The following is a 19,161-nucleotide window of genomic DNA, read 5'->3' as shown; positions in this document are numbered from 1 at the left end:
AATGAGTCAGAAAATCAGAATTAAGCTGAAGTCTTACGACCACATGTTGGTAGACAAGTCAGCAGAGAAGATTGTTAAGGCCGTTAAGGCTACCGGTGCTATCGTGAGTGGTCCTATTCCATTGCCAACACGCAAGCGTATCTATACTGTAAACCGTAGTACTTTCGTTAATAAGAAAGCTCGTGAACAGTTCCAATTACAGGACTTTAAGCGTCTTATCGATATCTATAGCTCTACAGCTAAAACTGTTGATGCTTTGATGAAACTTGAGTTGCCTAGTGGTGTAGAAGTAGAGATTAAGGTATAAGAAAGGTTGACAGGCTGGGATGTAGCTGGATGATTTGTCGATAATTCGAGAGATAAAGGTTCTCCTAAGTCTACAAACTCATAAATCATTTTAAAATAAAAATTGAAATGCCAGGATTAATTGGAAGAAAAATCGGAATGACATCCGTTTTCAGTGTCGACGGTAAGAATGTACCGTGCACTGTTATCGAAGCTGGTCCTTGTGTTGTAACCCAGGTTAAGACCGTAGAAAAAGATGGTTACAAGGCTGTTCAGTTAGGTTTCGCAGAAGCTAAGGAGTCTCGTACTTCTCAGCCTATGAAAGGAATCTTTAAGAAAGCTGGCACAACACCGAAGAAGCACTTGGCCGAGTTCAAGTTTGACGAGGAATACAACCTCGGCGACACCATTACGGTTGAACTGTTCAACGGAGCAGAATTCGTTGACGTGGTCGGTACATCTAAAGGTAAAGGTTTCCAGGGAGTTGTTAAACGCCATGGATTTGGTGGTGTAGGCCAGAGTACTCACGGTCAGGATGACCGCGCTCGTAAGCCGGGTTCTATTGGTGCTTGTTCTTACCCTGCAAAGGTATTTAAGGGTATGCGCATGGGCGGCCAAATGGGAGGCGACAGAGTTACTACTCAGAACCTCAAAGTGTTAAAGGTAATTCCAGAGCAGAATCTTATCATTGTAAAAGGTTCATTCGCTGGATGCAAAGGTTCAACCGTATTAATAGAGAAATAATGGAAGTTAGCGTATTAAATATCAATGGTCAGGAGACCGGGAGAAAGGTTACGTTAAACGAATCTATCTTCGGAATTGAACCTAACGATCACGTGCTTTATCTTGATGTAAAGCAGTATCTCGCTAATCAGCGTCAGGGTACCGCTAAGTCGAAAGAGAGAAGTGAAGTTAGTGGTTCTACCCGTAAGTTGGGACGTCAGAAAGGTGGTGGCGGTGCTCGTCGCGGTGATATCAACTCACCTGTACTTGTTGGTGGTGGTCGTGTATTCGGTCCTAAGCCACGTGACTATCGTTTCAAATTGAACAAGCAAGTAAAGGCTCTTGCTCGTAAATCTGCTTTGTCTTACAAGGCTCAAGATAATGCGATTGTTGTTGTTGAGGACTTCAATTTTGATGCTCCAAAGACAAAAGATTTCGTAAACTTTGCTAAAAATATCAAAGTTGACGGTAAGAAGACACTCGTTCTTTTGCCAGAAGTAGATAAAAATGTATATTTGTCAGCTCGTAACTTGCAGCGTTCTGAAGTTATGCTCGCGTCTACACTCAATGCCTATAAAGTTTTGAATGCAGATGTTGTAGTCATTACTGAGAATTCACTGAAGACCATCGACGAGATCTTAACAAAGTAATCAAGGAGAAGTAAATTATGGCATTTATTGTAAAACCTCTGGTCACCGAGAAGATGACCAAAATTACAGAGAAGCGTCCGAACCGTTTCGGTTTTATCGTGCGCCCTGAGGCAAACAAGCTCCAAATCAAGAACGAGGTCGAAGGTCAGTACAATGTGAAAGTAGTGGATGTGAATACCGCTCGTTATGCTGGTAAGCGCCAAAGTCGTTATACCAAGGCCGGTCTTGTGAAAGGACAGAAGAACGCATTCAAGAAGGCAGTCGTTACGTTGAAAGAAGGCGACACAATTGATTTTTACAGCAATATTTAAATAAAAAATGGCAGTACGTAAATTAAAGCCCGTTACTCCGGGTCAAAGACACAAAGTTATTGGCACGTTCGAGGATATTACTGCATCCGTGCCAGAGAAGTCTCTCGTTTACGGTAAGCGTTCTACCGGTGGTCGAAACAACACCGGTAAGATGACCGTACGCTACATTGGCGGTGGCCATAAGCGTAAGTATCGTTTGATCGATTTCAAGCGAGAGAAAGATGGTGTTCCAGCTGTAGTAAAGACAATCGAATACGATCCGAACCGTTCGGCTCGTATCGCTTTGTTGTACTATGCTGATGGTGAAAAACGTTACATTATTGCTCCCAATGGACTGCAAGTGGGTACAACCTTGATGTCAGGTGCAGAAGCTGCTCCTGAGGTTGGTAACTCTCTGCCTTTGGCAAACATCCCCGTGGGTACTGTAATTCATAATATTGAGTTACGTCCGGGTCAGGGTGCTTTGCTCGTTCGTTCGGCTGGTAATTTTGCTCAGTTGACTTCTCGTGAGGGTAGTTATTGTGTAATCAAGCTCCCTTCTGGAGAGACTCGTAAAGTCCTCTCTGCTTGTAAGGCTACTGTAGGTAGTGTAGGTAACTCCGATCACGCATTGGAGCAGTCTGGTAAGGCTGGGCGCTCACGCTGGTTGGGTCGTCGTCCTCACAACCGTGGTGTTGTTATGAACCCTGTTGATCACCCAATGGGTGGTGGTGAAGGTCGCCAGAGTGGTGGTCACCCACGTTCACGTAAGGGCTTGTACGCTAAGGGTCTCAAGACTCGTGCACCTAAGAAGCTCTCTAACAAGTATATTATTGAAAGGGCTAATAAATAATTAAGTTAACTAAGAGTAAATTATGAGTCGTTCATTAAAAAAAGGTCCATATATCAACGTATCACTCGAGAAGAAAATTCTCGCCATGAATGAGAGTGGTAAAAAGAATGTCGTAAAGACATGGGCCAGAGCATCAATGATTTCCCCCGATTTCGTGGGACACACTGTTGCAGTTCATAACGGAAACAAATTTATCCCTGTTTACATTACTGAGAACATGGTAGGACACAAGCTCGGCGAATTTTCTCCGACACGTCGCTTCGGTGGTCACTCAGGTAACAACAAGAAGTAAGCGGGTTTAATCCATTTAAAAATTAGAAATAATAATGGGAGCAAGAAAACATATAGCAGCTGAAAGAAATAAAGAAGCTCGCAAAAATCTGTACTTCGCTAAGCTCAATGGCGTCCCCTCATCTCCCCGAAAGATGCGCTACGTGGTAGACATGGTTCGTGGTATGGAAGTGAATCGCGCCCTCGGAGTACTGAAGTTCTCTAAAAAGCAGGCTGCTGCAGACATTGAGAAATTGCTGCGCTCAGCTATCGCTAACTGGGAGACTAAGAATGACCGCAAGGCTGAAGACGGTGAACTCTATATCAGCAAAATCTTCGTAGATGAAGGTGTTACTATGAAGCGTATGCGCCCTGCACCTCAGGGTCGTGGTTATAGAATCCGCAAGCGCTCTAATCACGTGACATTGTTTGTTGATGCCAAAACTAACGACGAAAAATAATAAATAGAATGGGACAGAAAGTTAATCCAATAAGCAACCGTCTTGGTATTATCCGTGGTTGGGAATCAAATTGGTTTGGTGGCAAGGACTTCGGAGACAGCCTCGTAGAGGATATGAAAATCCGTAAGTATCTGAACGAGCGCTTGGCTAAAGCTAGCCTTTCTCGTATTGTCATTGAACGTACTTTGAAGCTCGTCACCATCACTATTTGTACTGCTCGTCCGGGTATCGTCATCGGTAAGGGTGGACAGGATGTAGACAAGCTCAAAGAGGAGTTGAAGAAACTTTATAAGAAAGATATTCAAATCAACATCTTTGAGGTTAAGAAACCTGAGTTGGACGCTAACATTGTAGGTTACAACATCGCTCGTCAAGTAGAGGGAAAGATTTCTTATCGTCGTGCCATCAAGATGGCAGTTCAAAATACAATGCGCGCTGGTGCAGAAGGTATTAAAGTTCAAATTACTGGTCGTCTGAACGGAGCTGAAATGGCTCGTAAGGAAATGTTTAAGGAAGGACGTACTCCACTCCATACATTCCGTGCAGACATCGATTATTGTCAGACCGAGGCGCTCACAAAGGTGGGTCTGCTGGGTATAAAGGTTTGGATTTGCCGTGGAGAAGTTTACGGAAAGAAAGACTTGACACCTAACTTCACACAGGAGAAGCAGAGTGCTGGCCGTCAGAATGGTGGCGCTCGTCAGGGTGGTCGCGGTAATCGCAAGAGAAACAATAACCGTTAAAAGTAGAAGCTATCATGTTACAGCCAAAAAGAGTAAAATATAGAAGGCCTCAAGATGGACGTGGCAATAAAGGCAACGCCCACAGAGGGACACAACTGGCTTTCGGTTCTTTTGGTATCAAGACTCTTGAACCAAAATGGATAGATAGCCGTCAGATAGAAGCTGCTCGTGTAGCCTTGAACCGCTACATGAATCGTCAGGGGCAGGTTTGGATTCGTATTTTCCCGGACAAGCCTATTACTCGTAAGCCTGCTGATGTCCGTATGGGTAAAGGTAAAGGTGATCCAGCAGGATGGGTAGCACCGGTAACTCCCGGGCGCATCCTCTTCGAAGTTGAAGGTGTAAGTTTTGACATTGCCAAAGAGGCTCTTCGTCTTGCTGCACAGAAACTACCTGTGAAGACTAAGTTTATTGTTAGACGTGATTACGATAAAAACGCTTAAGCTATGAAGATTAAAGAAGTAAGAGAACTCGAAACCAAGGAATTGGTTGAGAAATTGGAAGCTACCCGTGCCAAGCTTCAGCAGATGAAGTTGAATCATGCGATTGCTCCTCTTGAAAATCCATCACAGATTAAGGTTGCTCGTCGTGATATCGCGCGTATTGAGACCGAACTTCATCAGAGAGAACTTAATAAATAACAATGGTCCAGATGGAAACAAGAAATTTAAGAAAAGTAAGACAGGGTGTCGTTGTCAGCAACAAAATGGATAAAACCATTGTTATCGCTGCTAAGTTCAAGGAGAAGCACCCGATATATGGTAAGTTTGTCCAGAAGACAAAGAAATACCATGCTCATGATGAAAAGAACGAGGCCAATGTAGGCGATACCGTACTCATCATGGAAACTCGTCCTTTGTCAAGAACAAAGAGATGGAGATTAGTACAAATTGTTGAAAAAGCTAAGTAATTATGATACAAGCAGAATCAAGACTTACAGTATGTGATAACAGCGGTGCACGTGAGGCTCTTTGCATCCGTGTTCTCGGTGGTACCGGCCGTCGTTATGCAAGTGTTGGTGACGTGATTGTCGTTTCTGTCAAGAACGTTATCCCATCAAGTGATTTGAAAAAGGGTGCAGTATCTAAGGCTTTGATCGTACGCACAAAGAAGGAGATTCGTCGTGCCGACGGTTCTTATATTCGTTTTGACGATAATGCATGCGTGCTTTTGAACAACGCCGGTGAACTCCGCGGTAGCCGTATCTTTGGTCCGGTAGCTCGTGAGTTGCGTGCAGTGAATATGAAAGTGGTTTCTTTGGCACCTGAAGTTCTTTAATTTTTAATGAGTAGAGTAATGAATAAATTACATATAAAGAAAGGCGATACCGTTATCGTACTTGCTGGAGATCGCAAGGATAAGGGTAAATCAGGGAAGGTTCTTAAGATCTTGGTAGACGAGAATCGTGCCATCGTTGAAGGCCGTAATCTCGTTTCTAAGAGCGCGAAGCCTTCAGCAAAAAATCCTCAAGGAGGAATTGTTAAGCAAGAAGCTCCTATCCATATCTCTAATCTGAGCTTGATAGACCCTAAGAGTGGCAAGCCTACTCGTGTTGGTGTTAAGGTTACAGAGGATGGAAAGAAAGTTCGCATCGCTAAAAAGTCAGGGGAGGAAATTAAGTAATGGATACAGCACAGTTAAAGAAAGTCTATAAAGAGACTATCGCTCCTGAACTTCAGAAGCAATTCAACTATTCTTCAGCAATGCAGATTCCTGTACTGAAGAAGATTGTTATCAACCAAGGACTTGGCGATGCTACACAAGACAAGAAGATTGTTGACGTAGCTGTCAATGAGATTACTGCAATTACTGGTCAGAAGGCTGTGGCAACATATTCTAAGAAGGATATCGCCAACTTCAAACTTCGTAAGAAGATGCCTATCGGTGTGATGGTAACTCTTCGTCGCGAGCGTATGTATGAGTTCTTGGAGAAGCTTGTTCGCGTCGCTCTTCCTCGTATCCGTGACTTTAAGGGTATTGAGAGCAAGTTTGATGGTCGTGGTAACTATACATTGGGTATCACAGAACAGATTATCTTCCCAGAAATCAACCTCGATGAGATTGATCGTATTCAGGGTATGAATATTACATTCGTGACCTCAGCTAAAACCGATGAGGAGGGCTATGCTCTTCTTAAGGCATTTGGTCTTCCATTCAAGAACGCTAAAAAGGATTAAGCAATATGGCAAAAGAATCAATGAAAGCTCGCGAGGTAAAGCGTGCAAAACTTGTTGCTCGTTATGCTGAAAAGCGCGCAGCTCTGAAAAAGATTATAGCTACTTCTGAGGATTATGCAGAAGCTTATGAGGCAGCTCGTAAGCTTCAGGCTATTCCAAAGAATGCAAACCCTATCCGTCTTCATAACCGTTGCAAGGTGACTGGACGTCCAAAAGGATATATTCGTCAGTTCGGTCTCTCTCGTATTCAGTTCCGTGAGATGGCTTCAGCAGGTTTGATTCCCGGAGTGAAGAAAGCAAGCTGGTAATCCTTAAACGATTTAGTTCGTTCAAAACAAGATTATTTAATATTGTCGGGAAGGTCCCGATCAATTAAACTTTTATATAATATGACAGATCCAATAGCAGATTATCTGACTAGACTCAGAAATGCCATTATGGCTCACCACCGTGTGGTTGAAGTACCTGCGTCTAACTTGAAGAAAGAAATCACAAAGATTCTCTTCGAGAAGGGTTACATCCTGAACTATAAGTTCATAGAGGATGGTCCTCAGGGTTCTATTAAGGTTGCTCTTAAGTACAACCCAACAACAAAAGAGAGCGCTATCAAGAGTTTGAAGCGTGTATCAACTCCTGGTCTCCGTAAATATACGGGATACAAGGATATGCCGAGAGTTATTAACGGATTAGGTATTGCTATCTTATCTACATCCAAAGGTGTTATGACAGACAAAGAGGCTGCTGGTTTGAAAATTGGCGGTGAAGTTCTTTGCTACATTTATTAATTGGAGGATTTTATATGTCAAGAATAGGAAAATTGCCAATTAGTATTCCCGCTGGAGTTACTGTTAATTTCGATGAGAAGACAAATGTAGTATCTGTTAAAGGCCCTAAAGGTGAACTTTCGCAGCAGATTGATCCTTCTATCAAGTTTACAAATGAGAATGGCCAGATAATTTTCGATATTGATGAGAATAGCTCTGTAGATGTTAAGCAGAAACAGGCTTTCCATGGTCTATACCGTTCGTTGGTAAACAACATGATTGTTGGTGTAAGCGAGGGTTACAAGAAAGTTTTGGAACTGGTAGGTGTAGGTTACCGTGTTTCTAACCAAGGCAACTTGATTGAGTTGTCATTGGGTTATACACACCCTATCTTTATTGAATTGCCTTCTGAGGTGAAGGTTGAGACAAAGTCTGAAAGAAACCAGAATCCACTTCTTATTTTGGAAACTTGTGATAAGCAGTTGTTAGGACTTATCTGTGCAAAGATTCGTTCTTTCCGTATGCCTGAACCTTACAAGGGTAAGGGTATCCTTTTCCAAGGCGAGGTTATTCGCAGAAAGTCTGGTAAGACAGCTTCAGCTAAGTAATTTTAATTATTTACGATTATGACAACAAAGAAAGTTGAAAGACGAATTAAGATAAAGTTCCGTGTTCGTAAAAGAGTAAACGGAACAGCTGAGCGTCCTCGTCTTAGCGTATTCCGCTCTAACAAGCAAATCTACGCTCAGGTTATTGACGATTTGACAGGTACAACTCTTGCTGCTGCTTCTTCATTAGGTCTTGAGAAAATGGCTAAGTGCGAGCAGGCTGCTAAAGTAGGTGAGCTGGTTGCCGAAAAGGCTAAAGCTGCAGGTATAGAGTCTGTAGTGTTCGACCGTAATGGCTATCTTTATCATGGCCGTGTCAAGGAATTGGCAGATGGTGCACGTAAGGGTGGTCTTAAATTTTAAACGATTATGGCAATGAATAAAGTAAAAGTAAATAGTGACGTAGAATTGAAGGATCATCTGGTTGCTATCAACCGTGTAACCAAGGTTACTAAGGGTGGTCGTACATTCACATTCGCTGCTATCGTCGTTGTTGGTGATGGCAAAGGTGTTATCGGCTGGGGCCTCGGCAAAGCCGGTGAGGTAACTACTGCTATCGCTAAAGGCGTAGAATCTGCAAAGAAGAACCTTGTAAAAGTTCCTGTACTTAATGGAACCGTTCCTCATGAGATTGAGGTCTCATTTGGCGGAGCTCAAGTATTCTTGCGTCCGGCTGCTGCCGGTACAGGAATGGTTGCAGGAGGTGCTATGCGTGCCGTACTGGAATCAGCAGGTGTTACAGATGTTCTTGCAAAATCTAAGGGTTCATCAAATCCTCATAACCTTGTAAAGGCTACAATTCTAGCTTTAAGCCAGATGCGCGATGCCTATACAATTGCAGGTGCACGTGGTATCAGCATGCAAAAGGTGTTTAATGGTTAATAGGAAAGACAATGGCAACAATTAAGATCAAGCAGATTAAAAGTAAGATTGGTTATCCAGTTGACCAGAAGCGTACCCTCTTGGCTTTAGGACTTCGTAAAATCTCTCAGATTGTAGAGGTTGAAGATACCCCTAGCATCCGTGGTATGATCCGCAAGGTGCATCACCTGGTAACCGTAGTTGAATAATGAATCTTTAATATCGAATCGATTATGAAATTAAATAATTTGAAACCAGCAGAGGGTTCTACTCATTCTCGTCGTCGAATCGGTCGTGGTACCGGTTCTGGACTTGGTGGAACTTCTACCCGTGGTCACAAGGGTGCTAAGGCTCGTTCTGGTTATAAGAGAAAGATTGGTTTCGAAGGTGGTCAGATGCCACTACAGCGTCGTGTTCCGAAGGCTGGTTTCAAGAATATCAACCATAAGGAATATTTGGCAGTGAACTTGTCTACTCTTCAGAAGATTGCTGAGAGCAAGAATCTGGCAAAGATTGGAATCGCAGAACTCAAAGAAGCAGGACTTACCAATGGTAAGGAACTCGTTAAAATTTTGGGTAATGGCGAGTTGAAGGCTAAAATTGAAGTTGAAGCAAATGCTTTCTCTAAGACTGCCGAAGAAGCTATCAAGGCAGTTGGTGGTAACGCAACTATAATCTAACAAATGAAAAAGTTTATTGAGACACTAAAGAACTGTTGGAAGGTGGAGGACTTGCGTCAGCGACTCCTTATCACTCTTCTGTTTACGGCTATCTACCGTTTTGGGTCGTTCGTTGTACTTCCCGGTATCAATCCGGCTATGTTGGACAAACTTCAGTCGCAAACCTCAGGTGGCCTTATGTCACTTTTGGACATGTTCTCTGGTGGAGCATTTTCCAATGCATCTATCTTTGCACTTGGAATCATGCCCTACATCTCAGCTTCTATTGTTATGCAGCTGCTTGCTGTCGCTGTTCCTTATTTCCAGAAGATGCAGCGTGAAGGTGAAAGCGGTCATAAGAAAATTAACTGGTATACACGTGTGCTTACAGTAGCTATCCTGCTATTCCAAGCACCGTCTTACCTGTTGAATCTAAAGATGCAGGCAAGCCAAGCTTTGGCTTCCGGCATCTCTTGGACCGTCTTTATGATTCCTGCCACAATTATATTGGCAGCAGGCAGTATGTTTATCCTCTGGTTGGGTGAGCGTATCACGGATAAAGGTGTCGGAAACGGTATCTCTTTGATTATTATGCTCGGTATCATTGCACGTTTGCCACAGGCATTCGTACAGGAAATCGGCTCTAGATTCACTGCTATCTCTGGTGGTGGTCTAGTAATGTTCATTGTTGAGCTGTTGATACTGTATTTTGTGGTATGTGCATCTCTTCTGTTGGTTCAAGGAACTCGTAAGGTTCCTGTTCAGTATGCAAAGCGTCTTGTAGGAAACAAACAATATGGTGGTGCTCGTCAGTATATTCCTCTGAAACTTTTCGCAGCTAATGTGATGCCTATCATCTTTGCTCAGGCACTGATGTTCATCCCTTTGGCTATTGTTCAGTATCAGTCTGAAAGTACTTCTTGGGTTATCAGTTCTTTGATGGACAACCACAGCTTGTTGTACAATATCATTTATGTGACTTTAATCATCGCATTTACATATTTCTACACGGCTATTACATTGAATCCAACCCAGATGGCTGAGGATATGAAGCGTAACAATGGATTCATTCCGGGAATCAGACCCGGAAAGGAAACCGCTGATTATATAGACACCATAATGTCTCGTATTACTTTGCCGGGTTCATTATTCATTGCGTTCATTGCCGTCATGCCAGCTCTTGCTGGACTGTTGAATGTTCAGAATGCGTTTTCTCAGTTCTTCGGAGGAACATCATTATTGATTCTTGTCGGTGTGGTTATTGATACGCTACAGCAGATTGAAAGCCACTTGATGATGCGTCACTATGATGGATTGTTGAATTCTGGGCATACGCGCAATAACGGAGGTGTCTCAGCATACTAAGCTGTAAGATGAAGATATCTCTGAAAACGGATGATGAAATAGAACTGATGCGCAAGGCAAACCGACTCGTCGGGGAGACGCTTGCGGAATTAGCAAAACATATTAAGCCGGGTGTAACGACTCTCCATTTGGATAAGATTGCAGAAGAGTTCATTAGAGACCATGGGGCTGTCCCTACGTTCAAGAACTTTCCTAATCCTTATGGAGAGCCTTTTCCCGCCTCTATCTGCACTTCGGTGAATGAGGTTGTTGTTCATGGGATTCCCAATGAGCAAACTATATTGAAAGATGGTGACATTATATCAATAGACTGTGGCACGTTACTTGATGGATACAATGGAGACTCTGCCTATACTTTTTGTGTAGGTGAGGTCGTAGAAGAGACTAAACAATTGCTAAAGATTACAAAGGAGTCTCTTTATTTGGGTATCGAACAAGCAGTTGCTGGGAATAGAGTGGGAGACATTGGATATGCTGTTCAACATTATTGTGAAACCCAAGGATATGGAGTCGTCAGGGAATTGACTGGGCATGGAATTGGAAAGGAAATGCATGAACACCCTTCAATTCCAAACTATGGTTCTCGTGGTTCCGGTATCTTGCTGAAAGCAGGGATGTGTATTGCGATAGAGCCCATGATTACTCAGGGTGATCGACATATAGGGCTGTTGCCCGATCGATGGGGAATTATGACTCTTGATCGTAAGCCGGCAGCTCATTTCGAGCACACAATTGCAATTTGTAAGGGCAAAGCAGAGATTTTATCAACGTTCGAAGATATTGAACATTTTGAAAGAGATTTAAATTAGTTATGGCAAAACAATCCGCTATCGAACAGGACGGAACCATTTTGGAAAGTCTTTCCAATGCAATGTTCCGTGTGGAACTTGAAAACGGGGTTCAGATTATAGCGCATATCTCAGGTAAGATGAGAATGCATTACATTAAAATCCTTCCCGGAGACAAGGTTAAAGTAGAGATGAGTCCCTACGACCTGACAAAGGGCAGAATAGTTTTCAGATACAAGTAATATTTCAAGATATGAAGACAAGAGCATCATTAAAGAAGCGTACACCCGACTGCAAAATCGTTCGTCGTAAAGGTCGTTTGTTCGTTATCAACAAGAAAAACCCTAAGTACAAGTTGCGTCAGGGTTAATGTTAAAGTATTGTAAAAGTAAAAAGATATACAATTTTATCTTTAACTTTGCAAACTCTTTAGCAAGAAATCAGATTTTATTAATTTATTTTTATTCAATTAAGAATGGCAATAAGAATTGTTGGAGTAGATTTGCCCCAGAATAAGCGTGGCGAAATCGCATTGACCTATATCTATGGTATCGGTCGAAGTAGTTCAGCAAAGATATTGGATAAAGCCGGCGTAAGCCGCGACCTGAAGGTCAGCGAATGGACTGATGATCAGGCAGCTAGTATCCGTGAAATTATCGGCGCTGAATTCAAAGTAGAAGGTGATCTCCGTTCTGAGATCCAGATGAATATCAAGCGACTGATGGATATTGGTTGCTATCGTGGAGTTCGTCATCGTAATGGTCTTCCTGTTCGTGGTCAGAGCACCAAGAATAATGCACGTACCCGTAAGGGAAAGAAGAAGACTGTTGCTAACAAGAAGAAAGCTACTAAGTAAAATTTAGTTTTCGGTTCTTTAGTTTTTTTGTCGATTGCTTCATAAGCTAAACTCAAAAACTCAAAAACTTAAAACTCAAAACTAAAAAAGATTATGGCAAAAACAAAAGCAACATCTAAGAAAAGAAATGTAAGAGTTGACGCTATCGGCCAGCTCCATGTGCACAGCTCTTTCAATAATATCATTGTGTCTTTAGCAAATAGCGAGGGTCAGGTTATCTCTTGGTCTTCTGCTGGTAAGATGGGATTCCGTGGCTCAAAGAAGAATACTCCTTATGCTGCTCAGATGGCAGGTGAGGATTGTGCGAAAGTAGCTTTCGATTTGGGTCTACGCAAGGTGAAGGCATACGTTAAAGGTCCGGGTAATGGACGTGAATCAGCTATCCGCGCCGTACATGGTGCAGGTATCGAAGTGACAGAGATTGTCGATGTTACTCCATTACCACACAACGGTTGCCGTCCTCCCAAGCGTCGTAAGGTCTAATCCTTCTTGAGAAGATTGCACTATCACAGATACAATTAAATTATAAGCATATTTTTATTTTATGGCTAGATACATAGGTCCGAAATCTAAGATTGCACGTCGATTTGGTGAACCCATCTTCGGCGCTGACAAAGTTTTGTCCAAGAGAAACTTCCCTCCTGGACAGCATGGCAACAACCGTCGCAGAAAAGTTTCTGAGTACGGTGTCATGTTGGCAGAGAAGCAAAAAGCCAAGTACACTTATGGAGTACTTGAGCGTCAGTTCCGTAATATGTTTGATAAGGCAGCTAAGGCTGAGGGTATTACCGGTGAGGTTCTGCTCCAAAACTTGGAGAGCCGTCTCGACAACGTAGTGTTCCGTTTGGGAATCGCTCCTACTCGTGCTGCTGCACGTCAGTTGGTTGGTCACAAACATATCGTTGTTGACGGTCAGGTAGTAAATATTCCCTCTTACGCTGTAGCACCGGGTCAAGTTATTGGTGTTCGTGAGAAGTCTAAGTCACTCGAAGTTATCGAAGCAGCTCTTGCTGGTTTCAACCACAGCAAATATCCATGGATGGAGTGGGATGATAATACAAAGAGTGGTAAGTTCCTGCACAAGCCGGAGCGTGCTGACATTCCAGAGAATATTAAGGAACAGTTAATCGTTGAGTTGTACTCTAAATAAATCATTAAATTAATGGCGATATTAGCATTTCAAAAACCTGATAAAGTTGTAATGCTGGAGGCTGATGATAAGTTCGGAAAGTTTGAATTCCGTCCTTTAGAGCCGGGCTTCGGAGTTACCATTGGTAACTCTTTGCGCCGCATTCTTCTTTCATCCCTCGAAGGCTATGCTATCAATACCATCCGTATCGCTGGTGTTGAGCATGAGTTCTCTTCGGTACCGGGGGTCAAGGAGGATGTTACCAACATTATCTTGAATTTGAAACAAGTAAGATTCAAGCAAGTAGTAGAAGAATTCGAGAACGAGAAAGTTAGTATCACTGTTGAGAATTCAACCGAGTTCAAGGCAGGAGATATAGGCAAGTATCTGACTGGATTTGAAGTGTTAAACCCTGATTTGGTGATTTGTCATTTAGATGTCAAAGCTTCAATGCAGATAGATCTTACTGTTAACAAGGGGCGTGGCTATGTGCCGGCTGACGAGAATCGTGAGTTCTGTACAGACGTCAACGTCCTTCCTATAGATTCTATCTACACCCCAATCCGTAACGTAAAGTATTCAGTTGAGCCATATCGTGTTGAACAAAAGACCGACTATGATAAACTGGTTATCGAAGTTACAACAGATGGTTCCATATCTCCTAAGGATGCACTGAAAGAGGCCGCTAAGATTTTGATTTACCATTTCATGCTCTTCTCTGATGAGAAGATTACTTTGGAAAATCCTGATCAAGATGGTAACCAAGAGTTCGACGAAGAAGTTCTTCACATGCGCCAGCTTCTCAAGACAAAGTTGATTGATATGAACCTTAGTGTTCGTGCTCTTAACTGCTTGAAAGCAGCTGATGTTGAGACGCTCGGCGACTTGGTACAGTACAACAAGACCGACCTCTTGAAGTTCCGCAACTTTGGTAAGAAATCGCTTTCTGAGCTTGATGATTTGCTCGAAGGTCTGAATCTGTCATTTGGAACCGACATCACAAAGTATAAACTGGATAAGGAATAAAGACAGTTTTGAGTTCTTTAGTTTCTGAGTTGACGAGTAATAAGCTCATAACAGAGCTAGTTGACAAGTTAATAAATAGACTAGAACAATATAATTTCTAAATTCCATCCATCAAAGTAAAAAACAAAAATGAGACATAATAAAAAATTCAACCACCTAGGTCGTACTGCATCTCATCGTGATGCCATGCTCGCAAATATGGCTATCTCTTTGATTATGCACAAAAGAATCACTACGACCCTTGCTAAGGCTAAGGCCTTGAAGAAGTATGTAGAACCCCTTATCACCCGTTCAAAGGATGATAGCACAAACTCTCGTCGTGTAGTCTTCCGCTATTTACAAAATAAGGAAGCTGTGAAGGCATTGTTTGGTGAGGTAGCTGCAAAGGTGGCTGATCGTCCCGGTGGTTATACACGTGTTATCAAGTTGGGTACTCGTCAGGGTGATGCAGCTGAGATTGCTTTCATCGAACTCGTAGACTTCGATGAGAACATGGCAAAAACTCCTGCAGCAGCTAAGAAGACACGTCGTAGTCGCAAGTCTACTGCTACCGCAACAGAGGCTGCTCCTGTAGCAGAAGAAGTTAAGGCAGAGTCTGCAGCAGAAGAAACCAAGACAGCAGAATAATCACACGCTGATTATTACAACAATAAAGCGCTTCCATTCGAAAGAGTGGAGGCGCTTTTTTATTCTATGTCTCATCTCTTTATTTCTTTTTATTGCTGTCCGCTAAAAAAATATGATTCTGGGCTAAGTGCTTAAAGTACAAGGTTCTGCGATTAAATGCAGGTCGTATAGGTAACGATTTAGAAATGAGCGATATGCTTGAAAGTTCATTGCTTTGTATAACCAAAGAACGCTCACTATTTCAGTTGCAAAGGTAACACTTTGCGTGGAAAAGTGAGCGTTATTTCGTGTTTTTCTTCTTGCCAGTGAAAGAAAAAAGCAATCTATCTACCTTATAGTGGAAGTCTGATTTTTGAATATTTTCTAGATATTATTGTTATATGGTGCTTTTTTGTTTCTTAGTTATTGATAGTCTGTAACTTTTTTGCTTTTAAATATAAAAAAAAACATTCGACGATTTGTTGGTATCAATTGAAAATATTATTTTTGCTACGATTGAGTGAGAATAATAGCGGTGGGAATAACCCTCAAAAACGTTTCTTAAGTGAATATTCCCAGCGATGATACAAACCTTTTAATCAAGGAAAGGAGGTCAATACCATCAGAAAGATTCTATGAGCGCATGCGAAAATGCGCTATATCATTGATGAACACTTAGAGCGTCATGTTGTTATTATTAAAGTCTAATTATAATCTAATAATGTAAAACCTAATATACTATGCTTCATTACAAAATCAAAAGGTATGGTTTGTTAGCACTTTGTGCGGCCGGTGTCATTACGCCATTCGGTCAAAACCAAAACAATCTGTTGGCCGGAAACACCCGTGTGGGCGTTCTTCATTCGCAAAATATGCGCTATGAAGTTCGTAAGGGAGCCGATGCCATTCTTGCGAACAATATAGAAAGTGAGAAAATACAGACTCACTCTGTCAACAATACACAACAAACGAAAAGAATCACCGGTCGCGTGGTCGACTCAAAAGGAGAACCGCTGATAGGGGCAGCTGTCAAAGTGAAAGGCGGAACAGCTGCTGCTGTGACCGATATTGATGGTAATTTTGTCCTAACCGGTGCTCCCGACAATGCTACGCTGGTCATCACTTATGTGGGATATACTGCCAAGACTGTGGTTGCCAAAGCCGGTTCAAATCTGGAAGTGGTTATGGATGAAGATTCACAATCGCTCGAAGAGTTGGTTGTTGTGGGGTATGGTACACAGAAGAAAGCCAATCTGACCGGTGCCGTGGCTCAGGTTAATGGCAAGGTGTTGGCCGATCGCCCCATCACTAATATCGGTCAAGGACTTCAAGGTGTGGTTCCTAATTTGAATATCACGATGAATTCGGGTGGTGCTCCGGGTTCTAGCTCGGCTTTCAACATCCGTGGTACCACGTCATTGAATGGTGGTGGGCCACTCGTATTGGTCGACAATGTTCAGATGGATGCCAATTTGGTGAATCCGGATGACATCGAATCCATTTCAGTATTAAAGGATGCGGCCTCGGCAGCCATCTATGGTGCCCGTGCAGCTTATGGCGTTATCTTGATTACTACCAAGAAAGGACATTCCGGTAAGCCCACAGTTTCATTGAATGCAACGGGCTATTGGCAGAATCCGGCGCGTTCTATGCACAATATTAACTCTGTAGATTTCCTGAAAATGAAAGATCTTGCCAATGAGGGAAACGCCTATTATCCTTCGCAAATCTACAAGTACACCAATGATTATTTCAACGGGAATTACGACTCTCCGGTATTTTTCGATCCCTCTATGGGCGGTGATGCTACTTATAAGTATCAGTATTGCGGTAACACCGACTGGTGGAAAGAACTTTATAAGACTTCTTTCTCACAGATTTATAATGCCAATATCAGTGGTGGCAGCGAGAAGACCACTTATTATATGTCTGTCGGTATGAACGATCAGGGTGGTATTCTCAAGGCAGCCAATGACCAATACAAGAAGTACAACGCCAATATCAATGTGTCTACGCAGGTTACTCCTTGGTTGAATGTATCCGGAAAGATTGCTCATACTTATACCACGGAGTTGCATCCAACCGGTGGTACCACTGCCATGAACTCTACTGCTTACAGTGGATTGTCGGCTTATAGCGGCATGTTGAAGAGCGACTTGAGTCCATTGATGCCGGTTAGGCATCCCGATGGGCACTATGCTGGACAGGGTAGCTATACCAATCCGGTGGCTTTACAGGCTCAAGGTGGTAACGCCAATTACAGGAATAACGACCTTTGGATGACCGGTGCCGTGCGAATCACGCCAATAAAAGGGTTGGTCATTAATGCCGATTATACTTGGAACTACTATGGATATTCTTCTCAAGAGCATGTCAGAAACTTCTACGACTATACGGCTGTTGCCGGAACAGAGAATTATTATCCTTGGACTAATCCAAGTAGTGTCACCTTGGCCAATGAAGACGATTACTACAATGCCTTCAATGCCTTTGCCGAGTATTCTTTCTCATTGCAAGATGTGCATAATTTTAAGGTGATGATGGGTTATAACCAAGAGAAGAAACACACCAGATATCATTATACAGGGCGCGCTAATCTGATTGATGCAGAGAATCCATCGCTTAATTTAGCGACCGGTGACATGCGTATGAGTTCTAAAGAGAGCCAGTGGGCGGTCAATGGTATGTTCACAAGAATCAATTATGACTATCGTGGTCGTTACTTGCTGGAACTCGATGGTCGTTACGATGGTTCCTCTAAATTTGCTAAAGGTAACCGCTACTCTTTCTTCCCCTCGGCATCAGCAGCTTGGCGTGTATCCGAAGAAAAATTCTGGGAACCGCTCCGTAGTTGGTGGGATAATTTGAAGGTTCGCGTTTCCTACGGCTCACTGGGTAACCAAGTGGTCGATGGCGACTTTCCTTATTTGGCTACGTATGGTGTCAATAGCTCTTATGGTATTTTGTTGAACGAGGTTCGCCCGGTTGCTATTACGGCTCCGGGGCTTGTAAGTCCTACCTTCACATGGGAGACTGTCAATCAGATAGATTTCGGTTTCGATGTCAATATGTTCCGTAATCGCTTCAATCTCTCTTTCGATTGGTATCGCCGTAACACCAAAGATATGTTGACCACTGGTCAGGTTCTACCCGCAACTTTGGGTGCTGCCGTTCCTCGTGAGAATGCTGCCGACCTGAAAACTGTGGGTTGGGAACTCTCAGCAGGGTGGCAAGACCAGTTGAAGAATGGCTTGAGTTACCACATCAAGGCTGTTCTTTCCGACTATCAGTCTACCATTACGCGCTTCTCCAATCCTACCGGTTTGATTAGCAATTACTATGTTGGCCACAAGATAGGCGAAATTTGGGGATACGTCTCTAACGGTTTGTTCCAGACAGATGCTGAAGCAGCCTCTCAAGACCAGTCTTACCTCTATGGTGGTAAATGGCAGGCCGGCGACGTGAAGTACGAAGATTTGAACGGCGATAAGAAGATTAATGTGGGTAAGAATACTATCGACGATCCGGGCGACCGTAAGATAATTGGTAATAACACACCTCGTTATGCCTTTGGTATCACAGCCGGTTTGGAGTATAAGGGCTTCGACTTCGATATGTTTTGGCAGGGTATAGGCAAGCGCGACTATGCCGTGGGTGGTTCAGCATTCTGGGGATTCACCGACGAATGGCAGACTCCGCTTACCACCGCACTCGATTATTGGACCAAGGACAATCCGAATGCTTACTTCCCACGTCCAAGTTGGCGTAATGGTGGTAACCGCCAGACAAGTTCACGCTATCTCCAAAATGCCCGTTACGTGCGATTGAAGAATATCGTTCTCGGCTATACGATTCCGCGTACCATCACTTCCAAGGTAGGTATTCAGCGTCTCAGAGTATTTGTTCAGGGCGAGAATTTGCTTACATTCACTCCGTTGATTAAGGCGTTCGATCCCGAAACGTTGAGCAATATGACCTATCCTATCAACAAAAAAATCTCTGTTGGATTGAATCTTACTTTCTAATCTTAAATATCAAATACTGAAA

At 42.9% G+C, this 19,161-nt stretch carries 31 protein-coding genes; all 31 read left to right on the top strand.

What is annotated here, in order from left to right; genetic code table 11:
* Position 1: 1 nt before the first annotated feature.
* The 31 genes from rpsJ to AC1EK4_RS04475 all read left to right on the top strand — a co-directional run bounded on the left by rpsJ (position 2) and on the right by AC1EK4_RS04475 (position 19,139).
* Complete coding sequence (rpsJ, locus tag AC1EK4_RS04625) at positions 2-307, top strand: 30S ribosomal protein S10 (RefSeq protein WP_036896546.1); 306 nt, start codon at positions 2-4, stop codon at positions 305-307.
* A 107-nt stretch (positions 308-414) separates the two neighbouring features.
* Complete coding sequence (gene rplC, locus AC1EK4_RS04620) at positions 415-1,029, top strand: 50S ribosomal protein L3 (RefSeq protein ID WP_036896547.1); 615 nt, start codon at positions 415-417, stop codon at positions 1,027-1,029.
* Positions 1,029-1,658, top strand: coding sequence for a 50S ribosomal protein L4 (gene rplD / locus AC1EK4_RS04615; RefSeq protein ID WP_036896573.1), 630 nt, complete (start codon positions 1,029-1,031; stop codon positions 1,656-1,658). The genes rplC and rplD overlap by 1 nt, the downstream gene beginning before the upstream one ends.
* Before the next feature lie 17 nt (positions 1,659-1,675).
* Positions 1,676-1,969 (top strand): 50S ribosomal protein L23, encoded by a 294-nt coding sequence (gene rplW / locus AC1EK4_RS04610; RefSeq protein ID WP_036896548.1) that lies wholly within the window; start codon positions 1,676-1,678, stop codon positions 1,967-1,969.
* A gap of 7 nt (positions 1,970-1,976) precedes the next feature.
* Positions 1,977-2,801, top strand: coding sequence for a 50S ribosomal protein L2 (gene rplB, locus AC1EK4_RS04605; protein WP_036896549.1), 825 nt, complete (start codon positions 1,977-1,979; stop codon positions 2,799-2,801).
* Positions 2,802-2,823: 22 nt separating this feature from the next.
* Complete coding sequence (gene rpsS / locus AC1EK4_RS04600) at positions 2,824-3,093, top strand: 30S ribosomal protein S19 (RefSeq protein ID WP_036893606.1); 270 nt, start codon at positions 2,824-2,826, stop codon at positions 3,091-3,093.
* Positions 3,094-3,127: 34 nt separating this feature from the next.
* Complete coding sequence (rplV, locus tag AC1EK4_RS04595) at positions 3,128-3,532, top strand: 50S ribosomal protein L22 (protein WP_036896550.1); 405 nt, start codon at positions 3,128-3,130, stop codon at positions 3,530-3,532.
* Positions 3,533-3,540: 8 nt separating this feature from the next.
* Positions 3,541-4,275 (top strand): 30S ribosomal protein S3, encoded by a 735-nt coding sequence (gene rpsC / locus AC1EK4_RS04590; protein ID WP_036896552.1) that lies wholly within the window; start codon positions 3,541-3,543, stop codon positions 4,273-4,275.
* A 14-nt stretch (positions 4,276-4,289) separates the two neighbouring features.
* The gene (rplP, locus tag AC1EK4_RS04585) at positions 4,290-4,718 is read left to right on the top strand and encodes a 50S ribosomal protein L16 (protein ID WP_036896554.1); all 429 of its coding nucleotides are present in this window, start codon (positions 4,290-4,292) and stop codon (positions 4,716-4,718) included.
* A gap of 3 nt (positions 4,719-4,721) precedes the next feature.
* Entirely contained in the window at positions 4,722-4,916 is a 195-nt protein-coding gene (gene rpmC, locus AC1EK4_RS04580; protein WP_036896555.1) for a 50S ribosomal protein L29, read from the top strand.
* Between the two features lie 2 nt (positions 4,917-4,918).
* The gene (gene rpsQ, locus AC1EK4_RS04575; RefSeq protein ID WP_036896556.1) at positions 4,919-5,185 is read left to right on the top strand and encodes a 30S ribosomal protein S17; all 267 of its coding nucleotides are present in this window, start codon (positions 4,919-4,921) and stop codon (positions 5,183-5,185) included.
* A gap of 2 nt (positions 5,186-5,187) precedes the next feature.
* A complete protein-coding gene (rplN, locus tag AC1EK4_RS04570) occupies positions 5,188-5,553 on the top strand; it encodes a 50S ribosomal protein L14 (protein WP_004369535.1) in 366 nt (121 codons plus the stop codon).
* Between the two features lie 18 nt (positions 5,554-5,571).
* Complete coding sequence (gene rplX / locus AC1EK4_RS04565; RefSeq protein ID WP_480357190.1) at positions 5,572-5,898, top strand: 50S ribosomal protein L24; 327 nt, start codon at positions 5,572-5,574, stop codon at positions 5,896-5,898.
* Positions 5,898-6,452, top strand: a complete 555-nt coding sequence (gene rplE / locus AC1EK4_RS04560) for a 50S ribosomal protein L5 (RefSeq protein ID WP_480357188.1) — start codon at positions 5,898-5,900, stop codon at positions 6,450-6,452. The genes rplX and rplE overlap by 1 nt, the downstream gene beginning before the upstream one ends.
* 5 nt (positions 6,453-6,457) lie before the next feature.
* Positions 6,458-6,760 (top strand): 30S ribosomal protein S14, encoded by a 303-nt coding sequence (gene rpsN / locus AC1EK4_RS04555; RefSeq protein ID WP_036896558.1) that lies wholly within the window; start codon positions 6,458-6,460, stop codon positions 6,758-6,760.
* A gap of 81 nt (positions 6,761-6,841) precedes the next feature.
* The gene (gene rpsH, locus AC1EK4_RS04550; RefSeq protein ID WP_036896559.1) at positions 6,842-7,237 is read left to right on the top strand and encodes a 30S ribosomal protein S8; all 396 of its coding nucleotides are present in this window, start codon (positions 6,842-6,844) and stop codon (positions 7,235-7,237) included.
* A gap of 14 nt (positions 7,238-7,251) precedes the next feature.
* Entirely contained in the window at positions 7,252-7,824 is a 573-nt protein-coding gene (rplF, locus tag AC1EK4_RS04545) for a 50S ribosomal protein L6 (protein WP_036896560.1), read from the top strand.
* Between the two features lie 18 nt (positions 7,825-7,842).
* A complete protein-coding gene (gene rplR, locus AC1EK4_RS04540; RefSeq protein ID WP_036896561.1) occupies positions 7,843-8,187 on the top strand; it encodes a 50S ribosomal protein L18 in 345 nt (114 codons plus the stop codon).
* 6 nt (positions 8,188-8,193) lie between these two features.
* Positions 8,194-8,706: a 30S ribosomal protein S5 gene (gene rpsE, locus AC1EK4_RS04535; protein ID WP_036896562.1), complete on the top strand. Its 513-nt coding sequence runs from the start codon at positions 8,194-8,196 to the stop codon at positions 8,704-8,706.
* Positions 8,707-8,717: 11 nt separating this feature from the next.
* Positions 8,718-8,894 carry a 50S ribosomal protein L30 gene (gene rpmD, locus AC1EK4_RS04530; protein WP_036896563.1) on the top strand — a complete coding sequence of 59 codons (177 nt, stop codon included), beginning with the start codon at positions 8,718-8,720 and terminating at the stop codon, positions 8,892-8,894.
* 24 nt (positions 8,895-8,918) lie between these two features.
* On the top strand, positions 8,919-9,365 hold the full coding sequence (gene rplO / locus AC1EK4_RS04525) for a 50S ribosomal protein L15 (protein ID WP_036896564.1): 447 nt from the start codon (positions 8,919-8,921) through the stop codon (positions 9,363-9,365).
* A gap of 3 nt (positions 9,366-9,368) precedes the next feature.
* Positions 9,369-10,709, top strand: coding sequence for a preprotein translocase subunit SecY (gene secY, locus AC1EK4_RS04520; protein WP_036896565.1), 1,341 nt, complete (start codon positions 9,369-9,371; stop codon positions 10,707-10,709).
* An 8-nt stretch (positions 10,710-10,717) separates the two neighbouring features.
* The gene (map, locus tag AC1EK4_RS04515; protein ID WP_036896566.1) at positions 10,718-11,518 is read left to right on the top strand and encodes a type I methionyl aminopeptidase; all 801 of its coding nucleotides are present in this window, start codon (positions 10,718-10,720) and stop codon (positions 11,516-11,518) included.
* Between the two features lie 2 nt (positions 11,519-11,520).
* Positions 11,521-11,739, top strand: coding sequence for a translation initiation factor IF-1 (gene infA, locus AC1EK4_RS04510; protein WP_036896567.1), 219 nt, complete (start codon positions 11,521-11,523; stop codon positions 11,737-11,739).
* A gap of 11 nt (positions 11,740-11,750) precedes the next feature.
* A complete protein-coding gene (gene rpmJ, locus AC1EK4_RS04505; protein WP_006950529.1) occupies positions 11,751-11,867 on the top strand; it encodes a 50S ribosomal protein L36 in 117 nt (38 codons plus the stop codon).
* A 105-nt stretch (positions 11,868-11,972) separates the two neighbouring features.
* Positions 11,973-12,353, top strand: a complete 381-nt coding sequence (rpsM, locus tag AC1EK4_RS04500; RefSeq protein WP_036896568.1) for a 30S ribosomal protein S13 — start codon at positions 11,973-11,975, stop codon at positions 12,351-12,353.
* Between the two features lie 93 nt (positions 12,354-12,446).
* The gene (rpsK, locus tag AC1EK4_RS04495) at positions 12,447-12,836 is read left to right on the top strand and encodes a 30S ribosomal protein S11 (protein ID WP_036896569.1); all 390 of its coding nucleotides are present in this window, start codon (positions 12,447-12,449) and stop codon (positions 12,834-12,836) included.
* Between the two features lie 61 nt (positions 12,837-12,897).
* Positions 12,898-13,503: a 30S ribosomal protein S4 gene (gene rpsD, locus AC1EK4_RS04490; protein WP_036896570.1), complete on the top strand. Its 606-nt coding sequence runs from the start codon at positions 12,898-12,900 to the stop codon at positions 13,501-13,503.
* 12 nt (positions 13,504-13,515) lie between these two features.
* Positions 13,516-14,508, top strand: coding sequence for a DNA-directed RNA polymerase subunit alpha (locus AC1EK4_RS04485; protein ID WP_036896571.1), 993 nt, complete (start codon positions 13,516-13,518; stop codon positions 14,506-14,508).
* Positions 14,509-14,637: 129 nt separating this feature from the next.
* Positions 14,638-15,135 carry a 50S ribosomal protein L17 gene (gene rplQ / locus AC1EK4_RS04480; RefSeq protein WP_480357180.1) on the top strand — a complete coding sequence of 166 codons (498 nt, stop codon included), beginning with the start codon at positions 14,638-14,640 and terminating at the stop codon, positions 15,133-15,135.
* A 719-nt stretch (positions 15,136-15,854) separates the two neighbouring features.
* Positions 15,855-19,139: a SusC/RagA family TonB-linked outer membrane protein gene (locus AC1EK4_RS04475; protein ID WP_480357179.1), complete on the top strand. Its 3,285-nt coding sequence runs from the start codon at positions 15,855-15,857 to the stop codon at positions 19,137-19,139.
* The last annotated feature ends 22 nt before the right edge of the window (positions 19,140-19,161 follow it).

The sequence above is a fragment of the Prevotella sp. C0026C3 genome (genome assembly GCF_056590795.1).
This window is presented reverse-complemented; position numbering and strand designations above follow the sequence as displayed.